The 17,281-nt window shown below is 55.5% G+C and carries 19 protein-coding genes; 12 read left to right on the top strand and 7 right to left on the bottom strand.

Annotated elements, in window-relative coordinates:
* The first annotated feature begins 3 nt into the window (after positions 1-3).
* Positions 4-810 carry an exodeoxyribonuclease III gene (xth, locus tag ACFE33_RS09255; protein ID WP_380052585.1) on the top strand — a complete coding sequence of 269 codons (807 nt, stop codon included), beginning with the start codon at positions 4-6 and terminating at the stop codon, positions 808-810.
* Here xth and ACFE33_RS09260 read toward each other — a convergent pair.
* Entirely contained in the window at positions 807-1,991 is a 1,185-nt protein-coding gene (locus tag ACFE33_RS09260) for an FAD-dependent monooxygenase (protein WP_380052587.1), read from the bottom strand. The genes xth and ACFE33_RS09260 overlap by 4 nt on opposite strands.
* 74 nt (positions 1,992-2,065) lie before the next feature.
* Positions 2,066-2,488, bottom strand: coding sequence for an RNA polymerase-binding protein DksA (gene dksA, locus ACFE33_RS09265; protein WP_380052589.1), 423 nt, complete (start codon positions 2,486-2,488; stop codon positions 2,066-2,068).
* 183 nt (positions 2,489-2,671) lie between these two features.
* Here dksA and ACFE33_RS09270 point away from each other — a divergent pair, with 183 nt between their 5' ends.
* The 6 genes from ACFE33_RS09270 (at position 2,672) to ACFE33_RS09295 (ending at position 7,648) form a co-directional block, all read left to right on the top strand.
* On the top strand, positions 2,672-3,511 hold the full coding sequence (locus ACFE33_RS09270; RefSeq protein WP_380052591.1) for an AAA family ATPase: 840 nt from the start codon (positions 2,672-2,674) through the stop codon (positions 3,509-3,511).
* Complete coding sequence (locus ACFE33_RS09275; RefSeq protein WP_380052593.1) at positions 3,508-3,951, top strand: GNAT family N-acetyltransferase; 444 nt, start codon at positions 3,508-3,510, stop codon at positions 3,949-3,951. Before ACFE33_RS09270 ends, ACFE33_RS09275 begins: the two co-directional genes overlap by 4 nt.
* A complete protein-coding gene (locus ACFE33_RS09280; RefSeq protein WP_380052595.1) occupies positions 3,952-5,319 on the top strand; it encodes a DUF2927 domain-containing protein in 1,368 nt (455 codons plus the stop codon).
* Positions 5,320-5,351: 32 nt separating this feature from the next.
* Positions 5,352-5,519: an apolipoprotein acyltransferase gene (locus ACFE33_RS09285; RefSeq protein ID WP_380052597.1), complete on the top strand. Its 168-nt coding sequence runs from the start codon at positions 5,352-5,354 to the stop codon at positions 5,517-5,519.
* Positions 5,520-6,701 (top strand): VWA domain-containing protein, encoded by a 1,182-nt coding sequence (locus tag ACFE33_RS09290; protein ID WP_380052599.1) that lies wholly within the window; start codon positions 5,520-5,522, stop codon positions 6,699-6,701. It begins immediately after the preceding gene.
* Positions 6,702-7,153: 452 nt separating this feature from the next.
* Positions 7,154-7,648 (top strand): hypothetical protein, encoded by a 495-nt coding sequence (locus ACFE33_RS09295; RefSeq protein WP_380052601.1) that lies wholly within the window; start codon positions 7,154-7,156, stop codon positions 7,646-7,648.
* 54 nt (positions 7,649-7,702) lie between these two features.
* Here the strand turns inward: ACFE33_RS09295 and ACFE33_RS09300 are convergent, their stop codons facing one another.
* The 3 genes from ACFE33_RS09300 to ACFE33_RS09310 form a co-directional block, all read right to left on the bottom strand.
* A complete protein-coding gene (locus tag ACFE33_RS09300; RefSeq protein WP_380052603.1) occupies positions 7,703-8,254 on the bottom strand; it encodes an RSP_2648 family PIN domain-containing protein in 552 nt (183 codons plus the stop codon).
* Entirely contained in the window at positions 8,247-9,446 is a 1,200-nt protein-coding gene (locus ACFE33_RS09305; RefSeq protein WP_380052605.1) for an RSP_2647 family RNA methyltransferase, read from the bottom strand. Before ACFE33_RS09305 ends, ACFE33_RS09300 begins: the two co-directional genes overlap by 8 nt.
* 124 nt (positions 9,447-9,570) lie before the next feature.
* Positions 9,571-9,741: an RSP_7527 family protein gene (locus ACFE33_RS09310; protein ID WP_380052607.1), complete on the bottom strand. Its 171-nt coding sequence runs from the start codon at positions 9,739-9,741 to the stop codon at positions 9,571-9,573.
* Positions 9,742-9,957: 216 nt separating this feature from the next.
* On the opposite strand from ACFE33_RS09310, the gene edd reads away from it, so the two are divergent.
* The gene (gene edd / locus ACFE33_RS09315) at positions 9,958-11,763 is read left to right on the top strand and encodes a phosphogluconate dehydratase (protein WP_380052609.1); all 1,806 of its coding nucleotides are present in this window, start codon (positions 9,958-9,960) and stop codon (positions 11,761-11,763) included.
* A gap of 57 nt (positions 11,764-11,820) precedes the next feature.
* Positions 11,821-12,462, top strand: coding sequence for a bifunctional 4-hydroxy-2-oxoglutarate aldolase/2-dehydro-3-deoxy-phosphogluconate aldolase (eda, locus tag ACFE33_RS09320; RefSeq protein ID WP_380052611.1), 642 nt, complete (start codon positions 11,821-11,823; stop codon positions 12,460-12,462).
* A 34-nt stretch (positions 12,463-12,496) separates the two neighbouring features.
* On the opposite strand, the gene ACFE33_RS09325 is transcribed toward eda, so the two are convergent.
* Positions 12,497-12,787 (bottom strand): hypothetical protein, encoded by a 291-nt coding sequence (locus tag ACFE33_RS09325; RefSeq protein WP_380052613.1) that lies wholly within the window; start codon positions 12,785-12,787, stop codon positions 12,497-12,499.
* Complete coding sequence (locus ACFE33_RS09330; protein WP_380052615.1) at positions 12,784-15,564, bottom strand: glutamine-synthetase adenylyltransferase; 2,781 nt, start codon at positions 15,562-15,564, stop codon at positions 12,784-12,786. The genes ACFE33_RS09325 and ACFE33_RS09330 overlap by 4 nt, the downstream gene beginning before the upstream one ends.
* A 76-nt stretch (positions 15,565-15,640) precedes the next feature.
* Here ACFE33_RS09330 and ACFE33_RS09335 point away from each other — a divergent pair, with 76 nt between their 5' ends.
* The 3 genes from ACFE33_RS09335 (at position 15,641) to ACFE33_RS09345 (ending at position 17,213) form a co-directional block, all read left to right on the top strand.
* Positions 15,641-16,111 (top strand): YbaK/EbsC family protein, encoded by a 471-nt coding sequence (locus ACFE33_RS09335; protein WP_380052617.1) that lies wholly within the window; start codon positions 15,641-15,643, stop codon positions 16,109-16,111.
* A 110-nt stretch (positions 16,112-16,221) separates the two neighbouring features.
* Positions 16,222-16,632 (top strand): DUF2852 domain-containing protein, encoded by a 411-nt coding sequence (locus ACFE33_RS09340; RefSeq protein WP_380052619.1) that lies wholly within the window; start codon positions 16,222-16,224, stop codon positions 16,630-16,632.
* Positions 16,633-16,700: 68 nt separating this feature from the next.
* Complete coding sequence (locus ACFE33_RS09345) at positions 16,701-17,213, top strand: RDD family protein (RefSeq protein ID WP_380052621.1); 513 nt, start codon at positions 16,701-16,703, stop codon at positions 17,211-17,213.
* Positions 17,214-17,281: the final 68 nt, after the last annotated feature.

The raw sequence follows: 17,281 nt of genomic DNA on the forward strand, positions 1-17,281 counted from the left end.
TTTATGAAAATCGTGACATACAATATCAACGGTATCAAAGCCCGTATCCACGCCCTGCCGGAATGGCTCAAGGAGACCGAACCCGATGTGGTTTTGTTGCAGGAAATCAAAACAGTAGATGAGGGCTTTCCATCAGAAGTGTTTGAGGACCTCGGCTATAATGTCGAAGTACACGGCCAGAAATCATTCAACGGTGTCGCGATCCTAAGTAAATTCCCGCTTGAGGATGTTGTGCGCGGCCTGCCCGGTAATGACGAGGACGAACAGGCCCGCTGGATCGAGGCCACTGTGCTGGGCGATACGCCAATTCGCGTGTGCGGACTGTACCTGCCCAATGGCAATCCGGTTGAGCTTACCCCCGATGGTACGCCAGTAATCGGCGGCAAATTCGCGTACAAACTGGAATGGATGGAACGGCTTTATAAACGCGCGCAGGATTTGCTCGCTGAAGAAGTGCCCGCCCTCATGACAGGCGATTACAACATCATCCCCCAACCAGAAGACGCCGCCCGCCCCCATGCGTGGGAAGGTGACGCCGCCTTCCGGCCCGAGAGCCTTGCCGCATGGCGCAGGATTTTGAATCTTGGCTTTACCGAGGCCTTCCGCGCGCGCGTGCAAGGGCCAGAGCATTACAGCTTCTGGGATTATCAGGCGGGTGCATGGAATAAAAATGACGGAATCCGCATCGATCACTTCTTGCTGACGCCGCAATGCGCGGACCTTTTGCTCGACTGCCAAATCGAAAGCGAAGTCCGCGGTCGCGAAAAGCCATCCGATCACGTTCCCGTCTGGGTCGAACTGGCGGCCTAGCGCTGCTTGGTCACATCGTGGGTGTAAATCCAGTCAAACTGGCGCGCGGCCAATCGCGGCGCGAGATGCGATCCCACTTTTAGCACGCCATGCGCAAGCGTCCGAAACGGACCGCGCTCCAGATGATAATTTCGCGCGTTTTTTGACGCCGCTTCGATCACACGCGAAACTCTGGAAAAACGAGCGTTTTGATAGTGTTGCAGCGCGATACTGATGTTATCTTCCGTTGCCAATGCCTCGGCCAAAACCCATGCATCCTCAAGCGCCATTACCGCACCTTGCGCCATAAACGGCAAGGTCGGGTGCGCCGCATCCCCAAGGATCGCGACATGCCGATCGTGCCAATTCGCGGCAACCGGATGGCGGAACAAACCCCAGAGGTTTACATCCTCAACCCGCTCCAAGAGTTGCTGCGCACTGGGGCAAAATTCCTTAAAAACGGCGCGCACATTCTCGGGGTTGTCAGGATGGTTCCATCCCTCGGCGGCCCATTCGCTTCGTTCCTGAACGGCAACGATATTTGTTATCGAACCATCCCGAAGCGGATAACACACCATGTGCCGCTTTGGCCCCATATAGACCCGCACCGTCGTGTCACGGCCCGCGTGTTCAGGCGTAGGAACGACGGCGCGCCACGCCACCTGCCCCGTGAATTTCGGTCGCGCAGTGCCATTCAACGCCTGCCGCACAATCGAATGAAGCCCGTCGGCACCTATGACAATATCCGAGTATTGTACCTCTCCGCCCTTCAACTTCAACTTCAACTTGGGCGTTGGCGAAATATCAACTGACTCAACGGACTTGCCGAGACGAATAGTAACTCCAGCGGCCTTGGCTGCATCCGCCAGAAGGTTAATCAAATCCGCTCGATGGACGAAATAATACGGAAAGTCGGCACCATTTACCGTCAGATCCAGCGCGAAAACTTCGCGTCCGGCGTGCCCCTCAAGCAAAGAAACGCGGCTCCCTCGTCTTGCGATCTCTGCCAATGCATCACCAAGACCAAGTGCGCGCAGCACGGTAAAGCCGTTGGGCGAAATTTGCAGGCCAGCGCCGACTTCTTTGATTTCGGGGGCCTGTTCGAACACGGTTACTTGCGCGCCGCGATGGGCAAGTGCAATCGCCGCCGTTAACCCGCCGATCCCTGCGCCGACGATACTTATGTTCTGTCCAATAAGCATAATACACCTGCCATAACGCAAAACCGCCGCGATTTGAATGTCGCGGCGGCTTGAAATCTGATTTTACGAGGCGATTAATCGTCGCGGTGGACTTTCTCGCGGCGCTCGTGGCGCTCTTGGGCTTCGAGCGAAAGTGTCGCAATCGGGCGCGCATCCAGACGCTTGAGCGAAATAGGATCACCGGTCACGTCGCAATAGCCGTATTCACCCTCATCAATTCGGCGCAACGCCGCATCAATTTTGGAGACCAACTTGCGCTGACGATCACGTGTCCGAAGTTCCAACGCACGATCTGTCTCTTCAGAGGCGCGATCAGCAACGTCAGGAATATTCCGTGTTCCGTCCTGTAGTCCTTCGATGGTGTCTTTACTTCCAGCGATTAGTTCGTTTTTCCAATCAAGCAATTTGCGGCGGAAATACTCACGTTGACGCTCATTCATGAATTCTTCGTCCTCACTTGGACGATACTCTTCTGCCAGAATATTAGTGGCTTTCATGCCTGCTCCCTTATGCAGACCCTCTGACAATCTCGGTGCGAGTCGGTCATTAGGTACCCATACTTTGCGTGGTTTATGCCATCACGAGCGGATTGTCACGCGCATAAAAGAGTGCCCATTGAAGCATTTTGGCCAACGCGATACGCTTGCAACAATGAACAACGATAGGCCAAGATATATTCAATGAAATTTACTGGAACCGACGCCTATGTGGCGACCCAAGACCTGACGGTCGCCGTGAATGCTGCGATCACGCTGGAACGTCCGCTTTTGGTCAAGGGGGAACCCGGCACGGGGAAAACCGAACTGGCCGTGCAAATATCCAAGGCGCTGGACCTGCCGCTTTTGGAATGGCACATCAAATCGACCACCAAAGCGCAACAAGGCCTTTACGAATATGACGCCGTAAGCCGCCTACGCGACAGCCAGCTTGGCGATGAACGCGTGCACGACGTGCGCAACTATATCAAAAAAGGCAAGCTCTGGCAGGCGTTTGAAGCAGGCGAACGCGTTATCCTTCTAATTGACGAGATCGACAAGGCGGACATCGAGTTTCCGAATGACCTGCTTCAGGAGCTCGATAAAATGAGCTTCAACGTCTATGAAACAGGCGAAACCGTTACCGCAAAGCACCGCCCTATCGTTATCATTACCTCGAATAACGAAAAGGAACTGCCCGATGCGTTCCTGCGGCGCTGCTTTTTCCACTATATCAAGTTCCCTGAGCCAGAAACGCTTCAGGAAATCGTCAAAACGCATTTCCCTGATATCAAAGATCACCTTCTCGCAACGGCTCTGACGCAATTCTACGAAATTCGTGACACGCAGGGGCTCAAGAAAAAACCATCGACCTCCGAAGTGCTCGACTGGCTCAAGCTGCTTCTGGCTGAGGACCTGACGCCAGAAGACCTGCGCGCGGATACGCGTACCGCCCTCCCGAAACTCCACGGCGCATTGCTGAAGAACGAACAGGATGTGGCGCTCTTTGAACGGCTGGCATTCATGGCGCGGGGGCAACGATGAGCCTCATTGTTCGTGATCTTACACCAGAGGATCGTCCCGAATGGGAGCGGCTTTGGACGGGCTATCTTGAGTTCTACAAAACAACGCTGCCTCCAGAGGTGTATGCCTCAACCTTCGCGCGGCTCTTGGGAAATGATCCAAGGGACTTTAACGGATTGATCGCGGAATTGGATGGCAAGCCTGTTGGGTTAACGCATTATCTCTTTCATCGGCACGCATGGAAAATCGAGGATGTTTGCTATCTTCAGGACCTGTGGGCCGACCCGAATGTACGCGGGCAAGGGATCGGCCGCGCATTGATCGAGACCGTTTATGAGCGTGCGGCCGATGCGGGATCAACGAATGTTTACTGGCTAACCGCAGAAGATAACGCACAGGCACGCCAACTCTATGATAGGATCGGGGCATTGACCCCGTTCATTAAGTACCAAGGGCCCTAAATGTTTAAAAAACTCTCCTTTTTTCTGCTTCTGGCCGCTTGCGCCCCGACGACATCCACTGACGTTCCGGCGCGACTTGATGGGCGAATGCAGTTAGAAGGAGGCGCATATCCTGCCATGAAGAGTTTTTCCGGCACGCGCGTACAACCACCCAGACGCTCAAACAGCGCCATCGCGCAGGACTTTCTGGACCTAAGTTTCCGGCTGGAAAGTGGACGCACCGTCCAGACTCTTTCGCGCTTTGAGGGGCCGATCACCCTCCGCATTTCCGGCAAACGCCCACCCGGAGCGGACAACGAGCTTTCGCGGCTCTTAGGGCGGTTAAAACGTGAAGCGAATATCGACATTCAAATGGTGTCCGCGCGGCAACCCGCTTCGCTGAACATCGAAACTATCCCGCGCCGCACGCTTCAGAAGTATCTACCGAACGCAGCGTGTTTTGTGGTTCCGCGCATCGTGAGTTGGTCTGATTACAAGAGCAATCGGCGCAGCAAGAAGACCGATTGGACAACGCTCACAACCCGTCAGCAAGCGGCGATTTTTATCCCGAACGACGTAAGCACACAAGAATTCCGCGACTGCCTGCATGAGGAATTGGCGCAGGCGCTCGGACCATTGAATGATCTCTATCGCCTGCCTGACAGTGTGTTTAACGACGACAATTTCCACACGATCCTGACGGGCTTTGATATGTTGATCCTCAAGACATATTACTCGCCAGAGTTCCGCTCGGGCATGACGGCGAGCATGGCGCAATCGGCACTTCGGGCGGTCCTACCACGCTATAATCCAGCTGGTGGGTCGGTGTATTCTGCCCCTGTTCCACCTACCCCCGTCGAATGGAAGCGCGCGATTGAAACGTCGCTTTCGCCCAAGGTCTCTAAACAAAAGCGCACACAATCCGCGGCAAAAGCAGTTAAAATCGCCACGAGTGCAGGATGGACCGATCCACGGCGCGGGTTTTCGCATTATGCCTATTCGCGAATGTTGCTCTCCTCCAACCCAGACTTAGCGTTGCAACAGTTCATTCTGTCGCGACAGTATTACGTCCAATATGGAAACACTCAGGCGCAGCTTGCACATATTGGAATGCAGCTTGCCGGCTTTGCCCTTATTGACGGCAACGCGAATGCGGCGATTTCGATTGCGGACCGTCATATCGACGACGCCTATGCTCAGGAAAACGGCGCGCTCTTTGCGACGCTCTTGATGATAAAATCAGAGGCCCTGCGACTCGCTGGCAGAACCACAGAAGCGAAATCCGTTTGGCTCGACAGTATCGGTTGGGCACGGTATGGCTTTGGCGATATAACCTCGATCCAACGTCGCCAAGCCGAAATCGTCGGCCTTGCGGCGAGTAACAGCTAACGTGTGGCGCCTCGCGTCAGAGAAAGATACCTATGAATACACTATTGGCACTTTTTGCAGGGGCGCTTGTTGGAGCAATGATGGCGCGCAAGCGCAACGGAACGCGTCTTGATTATCTGCACTATATGACTGTTTTCGCAATCATTTTTGCTCTTCTAGGCTTGATAATTGCCCTAATCGCGGCGCGCGCTGCGGGCTAAATGTTCCTGCGTTTCTTCAATAACCTTCGTGAAAACCAAGTTCCGGTAACACTGCGGGAGTTTTTGGTATTCCTGCGCGGTCTTCAGGCGGGGATCGCGACATATGATATCGACACGTTCTATTACTTCGCCCGCACCGCGATGGTGAAGGATGAACGCCACATAGACCGTTTTGACCGAGCCTTCTCGCAGAGTTTCTCGGGCATCGCGGAAATCACCGACGCACAGATTCTAGAGGCCGTCGACATCCCAGCCGACTGGCTTGAGAAGCTCGCCGAAAAGCACCTAAGCCCCGAAGAGCGCGCCGAGATTGAGAGCATGGGCGGCTTTGATAAGCTAATGGAGACGCTGAAGAAGCGTCTGAGCGAGCAAGAAGGTCGTCATCAGGGCGGGAACAAATGGGTCGGCACCGCTGGCACGTCGCCCTTTGGCGCATACGGCTATAACCCAGAGGGCGTGCGGATAGGTCAGGCCGAAAGCCGTCACCAACGCGCAGTGAAGGTCTGGGATAAACGAGAGTTCCGAAACCTTGATGACTCGGTCGAAATTGGCACGCGCAACATTAAGGTCGCGCTAAAACGGCTCCGCAATTGGGCGCGCGCAGGAGCGAATGAAGAGCTGGACCTCGATGGCACAATCCGCTCGACGGCGCACAATGGCTATCTGGATGTAAAAACGCGGCCAGAACGCCATAACGCGGTTAAGGTCTTATTGTTTCTGGACGTCGGCGGCAGCATGGATGCCCATATCAAAGTGGTTGAAGAGCTTTTCTCGGCTGCGCGAAGCGAGTTCAAACATCTCGAGCACTACTATTTTCACAATTGCCTCTACGAAGGTGTTTGGCGCGATAATTCACGCCGCTGGAATGAACAGGTCCCGACTTGGGAAGTGCTTCGGAGTTACGGTAACGATTATCGCTGTATTTTCGTGGGGGATGCTTCGATGTCACCTTACGAAGTCGCCTATCGCGGCGGTGCGAACGAGCATTGGAACGAGGAATCCGGGCAGGTCTGGCTTGAGCGCGCACGCGCACAATGGCCCAATCATGTGTGGATAAATCCGATTGGCGAACAGGCGTGGCAATACACACAGTCGATCGAAATGATCCGCGAGATTTTCGAGGAAAAAATGGTCCCGATGACGCTTGAGGGACTCACTAAAGCGATGAAAATCCTCAATTAGCGTCATTTTCACTGTAACATTTGGTGACGGGTCGATTTTGGAGGGCTCTACTTTGTCGCGGAGCGCACATCCAAATACATCCGTTAAGCAACTGACATAATTCACATAAAAACGGACTCGCCCAATTTTCTGCCGACAAGTGGTTCCGTCTGTGCAAAAATGCAGAGAACCTCTGCACAGCCGCATGATCAGAGATTTCCGCGCTCAGCATGCAAAATTGCACAGCAAGGCTTCGATATCGCACCAAAACACGCGAAAATCTGGCAAACGGAAAGACCGCATTCAAATTCAAGTACCTCACGAAAAAATAACTTTCGTTTCAAGGAGAAGCCTCATTTTTCTGTGAACGCCAGACCCCTTTAGGCCGCTGGATAACGAGCATAGGTATCACTCATCGAAACGCGGCACGGATTGCTGATACAGGATCCGGTCGCACAATTTTGGAGACTATCATGTTTGCTAAATCCACACTTTCCGTTCTTGCGTTGTCCCTCGCAATTCCATTCGCTGGCGCTGCTTCTGCAGGCGGCGACCAACTTGCCAAAAGCGCTGGCGTTGAGCCGGGCATCTATACAACCGCAGAATTGATCCAAATCACCGAAGCTCGTAGAGCCAACGATGCACAACGCCTCGACTATTATCTGTCAGGTGAAAATCGCGTCTCTCGCGCTGCAACTGATTACACTGCAAACGCAGGTGTTCAGCAGCTCGCAGCACTCGCTGGTGTATCCCCAGAAGGCTATACAGCGGGAACACTGAATGAATTGATCCTCGCTCAGCGTGCAAACGACGACGAGAAAGTCAAATTCATCAAGGCACGTGCAGCAGGTGAAATCTCTGATCTATCGCCATCATCCGTAAGCGCAGGCAAAGCACAACTTGCAGCGCTTGTAGGTCTTGACCCAAGCACCAATTCATATGCTGATCTGATCATCGCTGCTGAATAAGCACGTAAGTAACACACAATCACGATTGGCGGGGCGCATTTGCCCCGCCATTCTCTATTCAAGCTCTTCAACCGCTTTGCCAAAGCGCGGCAGGCGCGCTTTCTTGAACAATTTTCGCATATCAAGTTCAAGCCCTGAGAGCCTTTTGGCCTCTTGAGTAATTGCCATGGCGATTTCGTGCATTTTCTGCGGATGCGTGTCGCAGAACCCGCGCAAGAAGTTGTCGGGATCCAGACGATCCAACCCCTCCTCCGCCAGAATATGCCCGGGGAAATCCTTGCGGTTCATCGTTAGGATCGCATCGGCGTGACCAGTTATCGCAGATGCCAGAACATGGATGTCATTTTCATCTGGTAGATAGAGACGCGCCTCAACACCTGCTGCGGACGGCACAGTGGCGCGCGGAAAATGCGCGTTTAGCACCACTATTTCACCGCGTGCGATCATCTCTCCTTCGGGGCCAAGGCGCGCTGCCGCGCGCGCCCATTCCTCGAGAATACGATCCGACCAAAGCGGAATGAAAAGCCCCGCGCGCGCCGCACCGATCAACGCTTCGCGCATGACCGTTGGATAGAGCACGCAGGCGTCGAGCAGTATCTTAGACATCTAGCCGAAACGTGAGTGCCTTGAGATATCCGCTCTCGGCGAGATGAGGCAGCAACGGATGATCCGGTCCAGCGAAACCTGTGTTGATGAGCTGCATCCGACGTCCAGCGCGCCCAATGCCGCGCGCACTCGAATTGCGGAATTTCTGAAGATCCGCCGCGTGTGAACAAGAGCAAAGCACCAGATATCCGCCCGGTTTCACAAGTGCAGCCGCCAGACGGGCAACCCGCTCATAGGCACGCAAACCCGCTTCGAGAGCTTTCTTGGAGGGGGCAAATGCGGGCGGATCACAGATCACAACGTCAAATGTTTCGCCCTCTTCTGCGAGTGCGGCGAGGACATCAAACGCGTCCCCTTTTCGTTTCGCGAACCGATCCGCCGTGCCGCTGGCCTTGGCGCCCTGCTCTGCCAACTCAAGCGCCGCGGCAGAACCGTCGACCGCAAGCGCAGAACTTGCCCCACCAGCAAGCGCCGCCAAAGAGAACCCGCCGACGTGTGAGAATACATCCAGAACCTTCGCATCACGACAGAGAGTTTGCGTGAAGGCGTGGTTTGGACGCTGATCAAAGAACAACCCTGTTTTCTGACCACCTAGGATGTCGGCCATATATGTCGCGCCATTCATCGGAACGGGGATCGGCGCATCGAGCGCTCCCTGCGTAACGACCAATTCTTCTTCGAGCCCCTCAAGGCTGCGTGCCCGTCCGGTTCCGTTTTTAACGACGGTCGAAACGCCGGTGACCTTCACGAGTGCTGCGGCGAGCATATCGAACATCTCTTCGGCCCATGCGGCATTGGGCTGAACCACGGCAACATCACCGAAGCGGTCGATCACAACACCCGGAAGGCCATCGGCCTCGGCATGGATGAGACGATAGAATGGCGCCTCATAGAGCCGCTCGCGATGCGCAAGAGCGCGCGTGAATTTCTCCTCAAACCATGCCGCGTCGATCACGGCCTCTGGATCTCGGTCCAGAACACGCGCGATGATCTTGGACTTGGGATTGACCGTCACAACGCCCATGGGCGTGCGGTTCGTGTCTTGGAGTTGGGCCAATGTCCCAGCCGACAGCGCCTTGGTGCGGCGGTCAGTCACGAGTTCGTTGGCATAGACCCAAGGGAAGCCGTGACGGATTGCGCGGGCTTCGGCGTTGGGTTTGAGGCGGATTGTGGGATAAGAGGGATGCGTCATGCCCCCTCATAGGACGATTTGCGCCGTTGGGAAAGGGAATTGAGCTCCAATGACACCACCGCCCAAATAAAACAAGGGCCGCGCCATTGGCACAGCCCTTTGTCATCAACCTAAAAACGGTGTATTATACCGCTGGTGTCGCCACTGGTTTGGCAGCACCGATGTGAAGCACGCGGCGGATATAATCGCCAGCAGATTTAAGACCTGCGCGGAATGCTTCTGCACGAAGTTGACGTGCTTTCTTTTCGATGGCTTGCATATCGATATATTCTGGTGTGTAGAATTCGTTCGCCATTTTGGCCTCCTGAACGTGTATCATTTCTTGCGCGCTATGTAGGCCTGCCCGCAGACAACGACCACAGTCGAATCAGAATGGCCGTATTGCGCTAAACGAATAGCTCGCGATCCCCGCCAAAAGTTTCCACATTTTGAAACCTTACGGTTGTTAGCGCTAACAGGATATGCTACGTGCATCACGAAACACCTATTTCCTTGGCCCAAAGGAGCTATCATGTCCGTACACCCAACGCTTCAGGCAGTTACTGACCGCATCATCGAGCGCTCGAAACCCCATCGCCAAACCTATTTGTCCCGCATGGCGCAAGCCGCCAGCGAAGGACCGCGCCGCGCGCATCTATCCTGTGGGAACCAAGCGCACGCCTATGCGGCCATGGGAGGCGACAAAGATACACTCGCAGCGGACCGCGCGCCCAACCTCGGGATCGTGACGGCCTATAACGATATGCTCTCTGCGCATCAGCCCTTCGCGACATACCCCGATCAGATCAAAGAGGTCGCACGCAGCATTGGTGCCACAGCTCAGGTCGCTGGCGGTGTGCCCGCGATGTGTGACGGAGTCACCCAAGGACAAGTGGGCATGGAGCTCTCGCTTTTTTCGCGCGACGTCATTGCACTCGCATCAGGCATCGCGCTGAGCCACAACACGTTTGACGCCGCTGTTTTCCTCGGAGTTTGCGACAAGATCGTGCCCGGCATGGTCATGGCCGCCGCAACTTTCGGTTATCTGCCAAGCGTGTTTGTGCCTGCAGGGCCGATGCCAAGTGGCCTTCCGAATGATGAGAAATCCGCTGTGCGCAAGAAGTTCGCCACAGGCGAAGTGGGCCGAGATGCCTTGATGGCTGCGGAAATGGCGTCCTATCACGGTGCTGGCACGTGTACTTTCTATGGCACGGCAAACTCGAACCAAATGCTCATGGAATTCATGGGGCTTCACCTTCCCGGTGCGTCATTCGTGCCACCAGAGGGAAATCTGCGCGCGGCTTTGACCGCCGCGGCAACGAAACGCGCACTTGAGATCACCAATCTCGGTCAGAATTATACGCCGACTTGCGAAGTGTTGGACGAGCGCGCATTCGTTAACGGGATCGTTGGCCTGATGGCAACGGGCGGTTCGACGAACCTTGTGCTGCACCTTCCTGCGATGGCCCGCGCAGCGGGGATTATCCTTGAACTACAAGACTTTGAGGATCTCTCGAGCATCGTTCCTCTGATGACGAAAGTGTATCCGAACGGTCTCGCCGATGTTAACCATTTCCACGCAGCCGGCGGCCTTGCCTTTGTGATCAAAGAACTGCTCGAAGCGGGCTTGTTGCACGAGGATGTCACGACAGTCGCAGGTGGTGGCCTCAGCCTCTATGCGCTTGACCCGACCCTTAAGGGGGATGAGGTTACGTGGACGACAGGCCCGCAAAAAAGCGAGAACGAGAAGATCTTGCGTCCTGCAGGCAATCCGTTCAACGCCTCTGGCGGGCTAAAGCGCCTGACTGGTTCGCTTGGCACGGGCATGATGAAGGTTTCCGCTGTTGAATCCAGCCGCCAAATTCTGCGCGCGCCCGCACGTGTTTTTCACAGCCAAGATGCCGTCAAGGACGCGTTCAAGGCGGGTGAATTCACCGAAGACACCGTTGTTGTTGTGCGCTTCCAAGGTCCCAAGGCAAACGGTATGCCAGAGCTTCACGGCCTGACGCCTTGCTTGCTTGTGTTGCAAGATCGCGGCCTGAATGTCGCGCTTGTGACCGACGGGCGGATGTCTGGAGCTTCGGGCAAAGTCCCCGCCGCTATCCACGTTTCGCCAGAGGCCGCAGTTGGCGGACCGCTGTCCAAATTGCGCGATGGCGATTTGGTCGAAGTTGATGCGGTTGCGGGCATTCTGAATGTGCTCGAGGAGGGTTTTGACGCACGCGAACCTGTGACGCCCGACCTAACCGATAACAGCCACGGTATCGGACGCGAGCTGTTCTCGACGTTCCGCGAATTCGTTGGCCCATCTACGGAAGGCGCCGCAGTTGTCGTTTGATGCGGCACGCTCTATAAGCGCTGCAACGGCCCCTAACTTCCTCTCAGGAGACCCAAAGTGACCCCACAAGACGCAAGTAAACGCGCCACCGAAATCTGCCTTTTGGCACCTGTTGTTCCTGTTCTCGTCGTTGATGACGCAGCCCACGCGCGCCCCCTCGCCGAGGCCCTCATTGCTGGCGGTTTGCCGGCCCTTGAAGTGACACTGCGCACACCTGCAGCGCTGGACGTAATCAAGGAAATGGCCGAGGTAAAAGGCGGCGTCGTTGGTGCAGGTACGCTTTTGACGCCGGCCGATGTTCGCGCAGCCAAAGAAGCAGGCGCGCAGTTCGGTGTTTCTCCGGGTGCGACCGATGTGCTCTTGGACGCCTGCGAAGCCGAAGACATGCCGCTTTTACCCGGTATCGCGACATCTTCGGAAGCCATGCGTTTGCTAGAGCGCGGCTATACGACCCAGAAGTTTTTCCCTGCCGAAGCAAACGGCGGCGCGAAGGCTCTTGGCGCGATCGGCGGCCCGATCCCACAGGTCAAATTCTGCCCCACTGGAGGCGTATCCCTCGCGAATGCGCCAGATTACCTCGGCCTTTCCAACACGCTCTGCGTTGGCGGAAGCTGGGTTGCGCCCAAGAAGCTCGTTGAAGCAGGCGACTGGGCCGGCATCGAAGCACTCGCACGCGAGGCCGCAGCGCTCAGCCGCTAAGAAATCAGGTCCGTCGCCCTTTGGTGTGGCGGACCTAACTGCGGGACGTACGACGGCCCGACCAGCCCCCTCTGCGCCCTTTGACGGTTGGCTCAAGCAACCCTTCGCGCAGGACTTCAAGCATTGGATGATCTGCGGGCGCATCCGAATGGTGCTGCAACAAAGCCGACAGCGCTACTTTCGCATCCACACCCGCGGGCACGTTCAACGCCCAATCGACAAAAATCGAACGACACTCCGCCGCGGTGATATCAGGCATGGCAAAGCTCTCGCGGATTACGTGCTTGGGGTCGTGTAATTTCTTGTCGTAAGCCACTTCGCTCATTCTTGTTTCTCCGTCGCAGGCGGGAAAAGCCCGTCAATCACATCACGTGCCGCCGCCGACACTTCTATGAGGCGCTTTTCCACGTCCGACAAAGTTTCGCAACCCAATTCACGCGTCAGAAACTTCAGCCCGTCACTTCCGATATTCCCCACATCCAGCGTGCCCTCACTTAACAAACGCGAAGCGGCCTGAAGCTGCCACATCAGATTATTTGCCTCATCAAGAACCGCTTTTTGTGGATCTGAAATTTCCGCCGCATTGATTTGCTCGGCCACCTGAATGCCCGTGAAGCCTGCCATGAGAGCGAGTGCTTGGGCGCAAAGCTCGACATCTTGCAACCGTCCCGCTCCGATTTTGGCATCAAATACACCATCGGGCGATTTTGCCGCCGCAATCCGCGCGCGCATCTCGGCCACTTGGGGCACCACCCGCGCGACATCGCCATTCGCCCCGAGAACTTCGGCCCGCAGCGCCTCAAATCCCTGCGCCTTATCCATGTTGCCCGCGACAGGCCGCGCACGCGTAAGGGCAAGGTGCTCCCAAACCCACGCTTCGTTCTGTTGATACGACTGGAACGCCGCCCAATTTGTCGCCACCGGTCCGGCCTTGCCCGACGGGCGCAATCGCATATCAACCTCATAGAGCCGCCCCTCGGACATTGGAGCAGAAAGTGCTGTGACATATGCCTGCGTCAAACGCGCGTAATAGGCTCGCGCCGCAAGGGGACGGCGCCCGTCACTTTCCTGATTTCCGTCAGCATCATAAATCACGATCAAGTCCAGATCCGACGCCGCATGAAGCCGCCGCGCCCCGAGGCTCCCCATTCCCAAGACAATCGCGCCCTGCCCCGGTGCCGCGCCGTGTTTCTCGGCGAACTCGTCTTGGACAACTGGCCATATCTCGACAAGAACCGCCTCGGCAAGATCGGCGTACTGCTGCCCTGCATCCACCGCAGAAATCAGCCCGCGAAGATGATGCACGCCGATGTGAAAATGCCATTCTTTGGTCCATCGCCGCGCGCGATCAAGCTGGCTTTCATAATCTGGCATCTCATCCAAAAGGTCGCGCAGTTCGGTCCTCAATGTCTCAAGACCGGGCCACGGATCAAAGAAACTCCCCCCGATTACCGCATCAAACACCTGGGCATTTCGCGCGAGATATTTTGCCAGCTTGGGCGCGATACTAGAAATATCCAAAATAAGATCAATAAGTTGCGGGTTTGCCTCAAACAGAGAAAACAGCTGCACCCCCGCAGGCAATCCACGCAAGAAGCCGTCAAACTGCACCATGGTCTGTTCAGGACTCGCCGAATCCATGACACGCTCAAGTATCTCTGGCTTTAGCCGTTCGAATATCTCGACCGCCCGCTGGGACCGCAGCGCGGGATAGCTCGGCCACGCCTGCATAACTGTTGCGACTTCCTTGGACACATCTGGCGCTGCGCTCTTGGTCGACGGCGCAAAGAAACTCTCTGTTAACTCGTGGACCTCCTCAAGGCGGGCGTGAATATTCCGCTTAAGAGCCTCTGCATCGCCCTCGCCCATAAAGCACGCCAAGCGCTGAAAGCCATCCGCCGATTTCGGGAGGTTATGGGTCTGTGCATCCGCGATCATTTGCAAGCGGTGCTCGACCTCTCGGTGTGCCCTATAGTGATCCGTCAGAACCTCGGTCACCTCTAGTGGTGCCCAGCCTTTTTCAGCCAGTTCCGCAAGCATCGGAACCGTCGCGCGTCCTCGCAAATCCGGATCACGCCCACCCGCAATAAGCTGTCTTGTCTGGGTGAAAAACTCGATCTCGCGGATACCGCCGCGCCCCAGTTTCATATTGTGCTCAGGCAGAGTGATCGCGCCAGTAAACCCGTTGTGGGCACGAATTTTCAGCCGAATATCATGTGCGTCCTGAATTGCCGCAAAATCGAGATGCTTGCGCCAGATGAACGGTTTCAAACGCTCAAGATATGCCTCGCCAGCCTCGATATCACCGCCAGCGGCACGCGCTTTGATGTGCGCTGCGCGTTCCCATGTGCGGCCCATGCTTTCGTAGTAACGCTCGGCGGGGTCCATCGCCATGCAAACGGGTGTCGAGCTCGGGTCAGGACGCAAGCGTAGGTCGGTTCGGAAAACATAGCCTTCGCTGGTGACATCCGACAAGAGCGTCGCCATCCGTCGGGTCGCACGAATAAGCGCCGTGCGGGCCTCGAAATAGTCATCGGGATCGTACTTTCCCTCGTCAAACAGACAAATAAGGTCGATATCCGACGAATAGTTAAGCTCGTTCGCGCCCATCTTCCCCATGGCCAGCGCCACAAGGCCACCTGTTACGTCCTCTGCATCGCGCGCAAAACCGGGGAGTTTCCCACGGGCAACTTCGCGCCCAACCTCGGCCCGCAGGCTCTTATCCACGGCGATATCTGCAAGTGTCGTGAGCGCGCCCGTGACTTGTTCAAGCGGCCATACTCCCGCCAGATCGGCAAGCCCAGCAAGCAGGGCAACGCGCCGCTTCCCTTGGCGCAATCCATCGGCAAGAGCATCAGGCGCCATCGCGCGCAATTCTTGAAACACCGCCGCCAAGGCCTCGTCCGGATTACTCACCAAGGCCTGAGAAATCCACTCTGCCTCTCGCGTCATCAACCCAAGCAGATATGGCGAGCACCCACCTGCTCCAGCCACCAGCTCGGCCAATTCTCCACTGACATCGGGGAGCGCGGCGCGGGCGTCCATACCTCGGTCAGGATCAAAAGGAATCGGCGTGCGGGTCATGCGACTGGAAAAATTCATCCTTTGATCGTGAGGGGGAATTTCACGAGGGTCAATAAGCCTTGCGAGTGCGCAGGAAATTTGAAATCTTGCGGCCATGAGCAAAAGTCTAAAACGCGTCCGCGCCGCGCTAGAAGCCGCAGGTCAAAACATCGAAATCCGCGAACTCAGCGATGGCACGCGCACCGCCCAAGCCGCCGCAGACGCCGTGGGTTGTGAAGTTGATCAAATCGCAAAATCCATCATTTTCAAGAATGAGGAAGATGGCACCGCCGTCCTTTTCATCACCGCTGGCGGCAATCAGGTATGCCCAGACAAAGCCAGCGCCCTCGTCGGGGCTCCGCTTGGAAAGGCAGACGCCAAACTTATTCGTGCGCAGACGGGTTTTGCCATTGGTGGCGTTTCTCCTGTTGGACACCTCACGACTCCCCGCGCGTTTTTTGATAGTGACCTGCTGAATTTCGAGACGATTTGGGCCGCGGCGGGTACTCCGCACCACGTTTTCGGTGCAAAACCACAGGATTTATTGGAATTATCCAGCGCTCAACAGTTTGAATTTACTGTGTAAAATCAGTTAATGTAAAAAAGATTTACATTAGGGCTTGCGCTTTACGCCAGAACTCCCATCTTTGTTGATGTGAAACCGATTAACATTAACGCAACAACATGGAGACCGAAATGAGTTCTGCCACAGCATGGCCCTCCCAGGCGGAAACATGGCTCGACGAGAAAGGCAAAGGCGCCTGGATCGCAGCAATGGTTCTTGGGTTTATTTTCTTCTGGCCAGTCGGCCTCGCGCTACTTGCTTATATGATTTGGAGTAAACGAATGTTCTCATCAAAATCTGGCTTTTCCTGTAACCGATCCAGCAAACGTCACGGCCACCGTTTCCGCAGCACGGGTAACTCGGCCTTTGACGCTTACAAGGCGGACACGCTAAAGCGTCTCGAAGAAGAGCAAAACAACTTCGAAGCATTCCTTGAGCGTCTACGTGAGGCGAAGGACAAATCCGAGTTTGACGCATTCATGGATGACCGCGCCAAAAAGGCTAAGCAAGCCAAAGATGACGACTCGCAGATTGATCTATAGAGTATGTAACGAACCCGCCGCCACATGTGGTGGGTTCGCCCTATTATTTGCAATCACAGGTTCTTAAAATGGCACGAGATTTCGATCCCCGCGATTATGGTTTTGATCCCGACGCGGACCGTTCCTATCAGCAAAGACGTACTCCAGGCAGCCTTCCTGATCCGGAAATGCATGCGGGTTTCTATGAAGATGTCACCAAAAAACGTTTTGGGGCGTGGATTGTGGACACGATCCTCATCGGTCTTCTGACGGGGCTTGTGGTGATCTTTACCGCGTTCCTCACGATTGTGATCGCTCCTGCGATATTCCTGATCGTGAGTTTTATGTATCGCTGGATTTCGATTGGCCGCCATTCCTCCACGCCCGGTATGCGCCTGATGGGGATTGAGCTTCGCAATAGTGACGGGAATCGCCTTGATGGTTCGATGGCGTTCTTGCACACGCTCGGCTATAGCATTTCCTTTGCGACCTTCATAATTCAGCTGCTTTCTATTGGTCTGATGATGACAAGTAACAACGGAAAAGGCCTGTCGGATGTGCTCTTGGGCACCGCGATGATCAACTCTGTGGCAAGATCTTAACCCTTTCTTCAGCATGGGCTTGGCGCGTCGCATTTCCGTTGCTATCCTAATGGGTAGTTTATCTAGCG

It is taken from the genome of Falsihalocynthiibacter sp. SS001, assembly GCF_042445055.1.
In the GTDB taxonomy this organism is placed as follows: domain Bacteria; phylum Pseudomonadota; class Alphaproteobacteria; order Rhodobacterales; family Rhodobacteraceae; genus Falsihalocynthiibacter.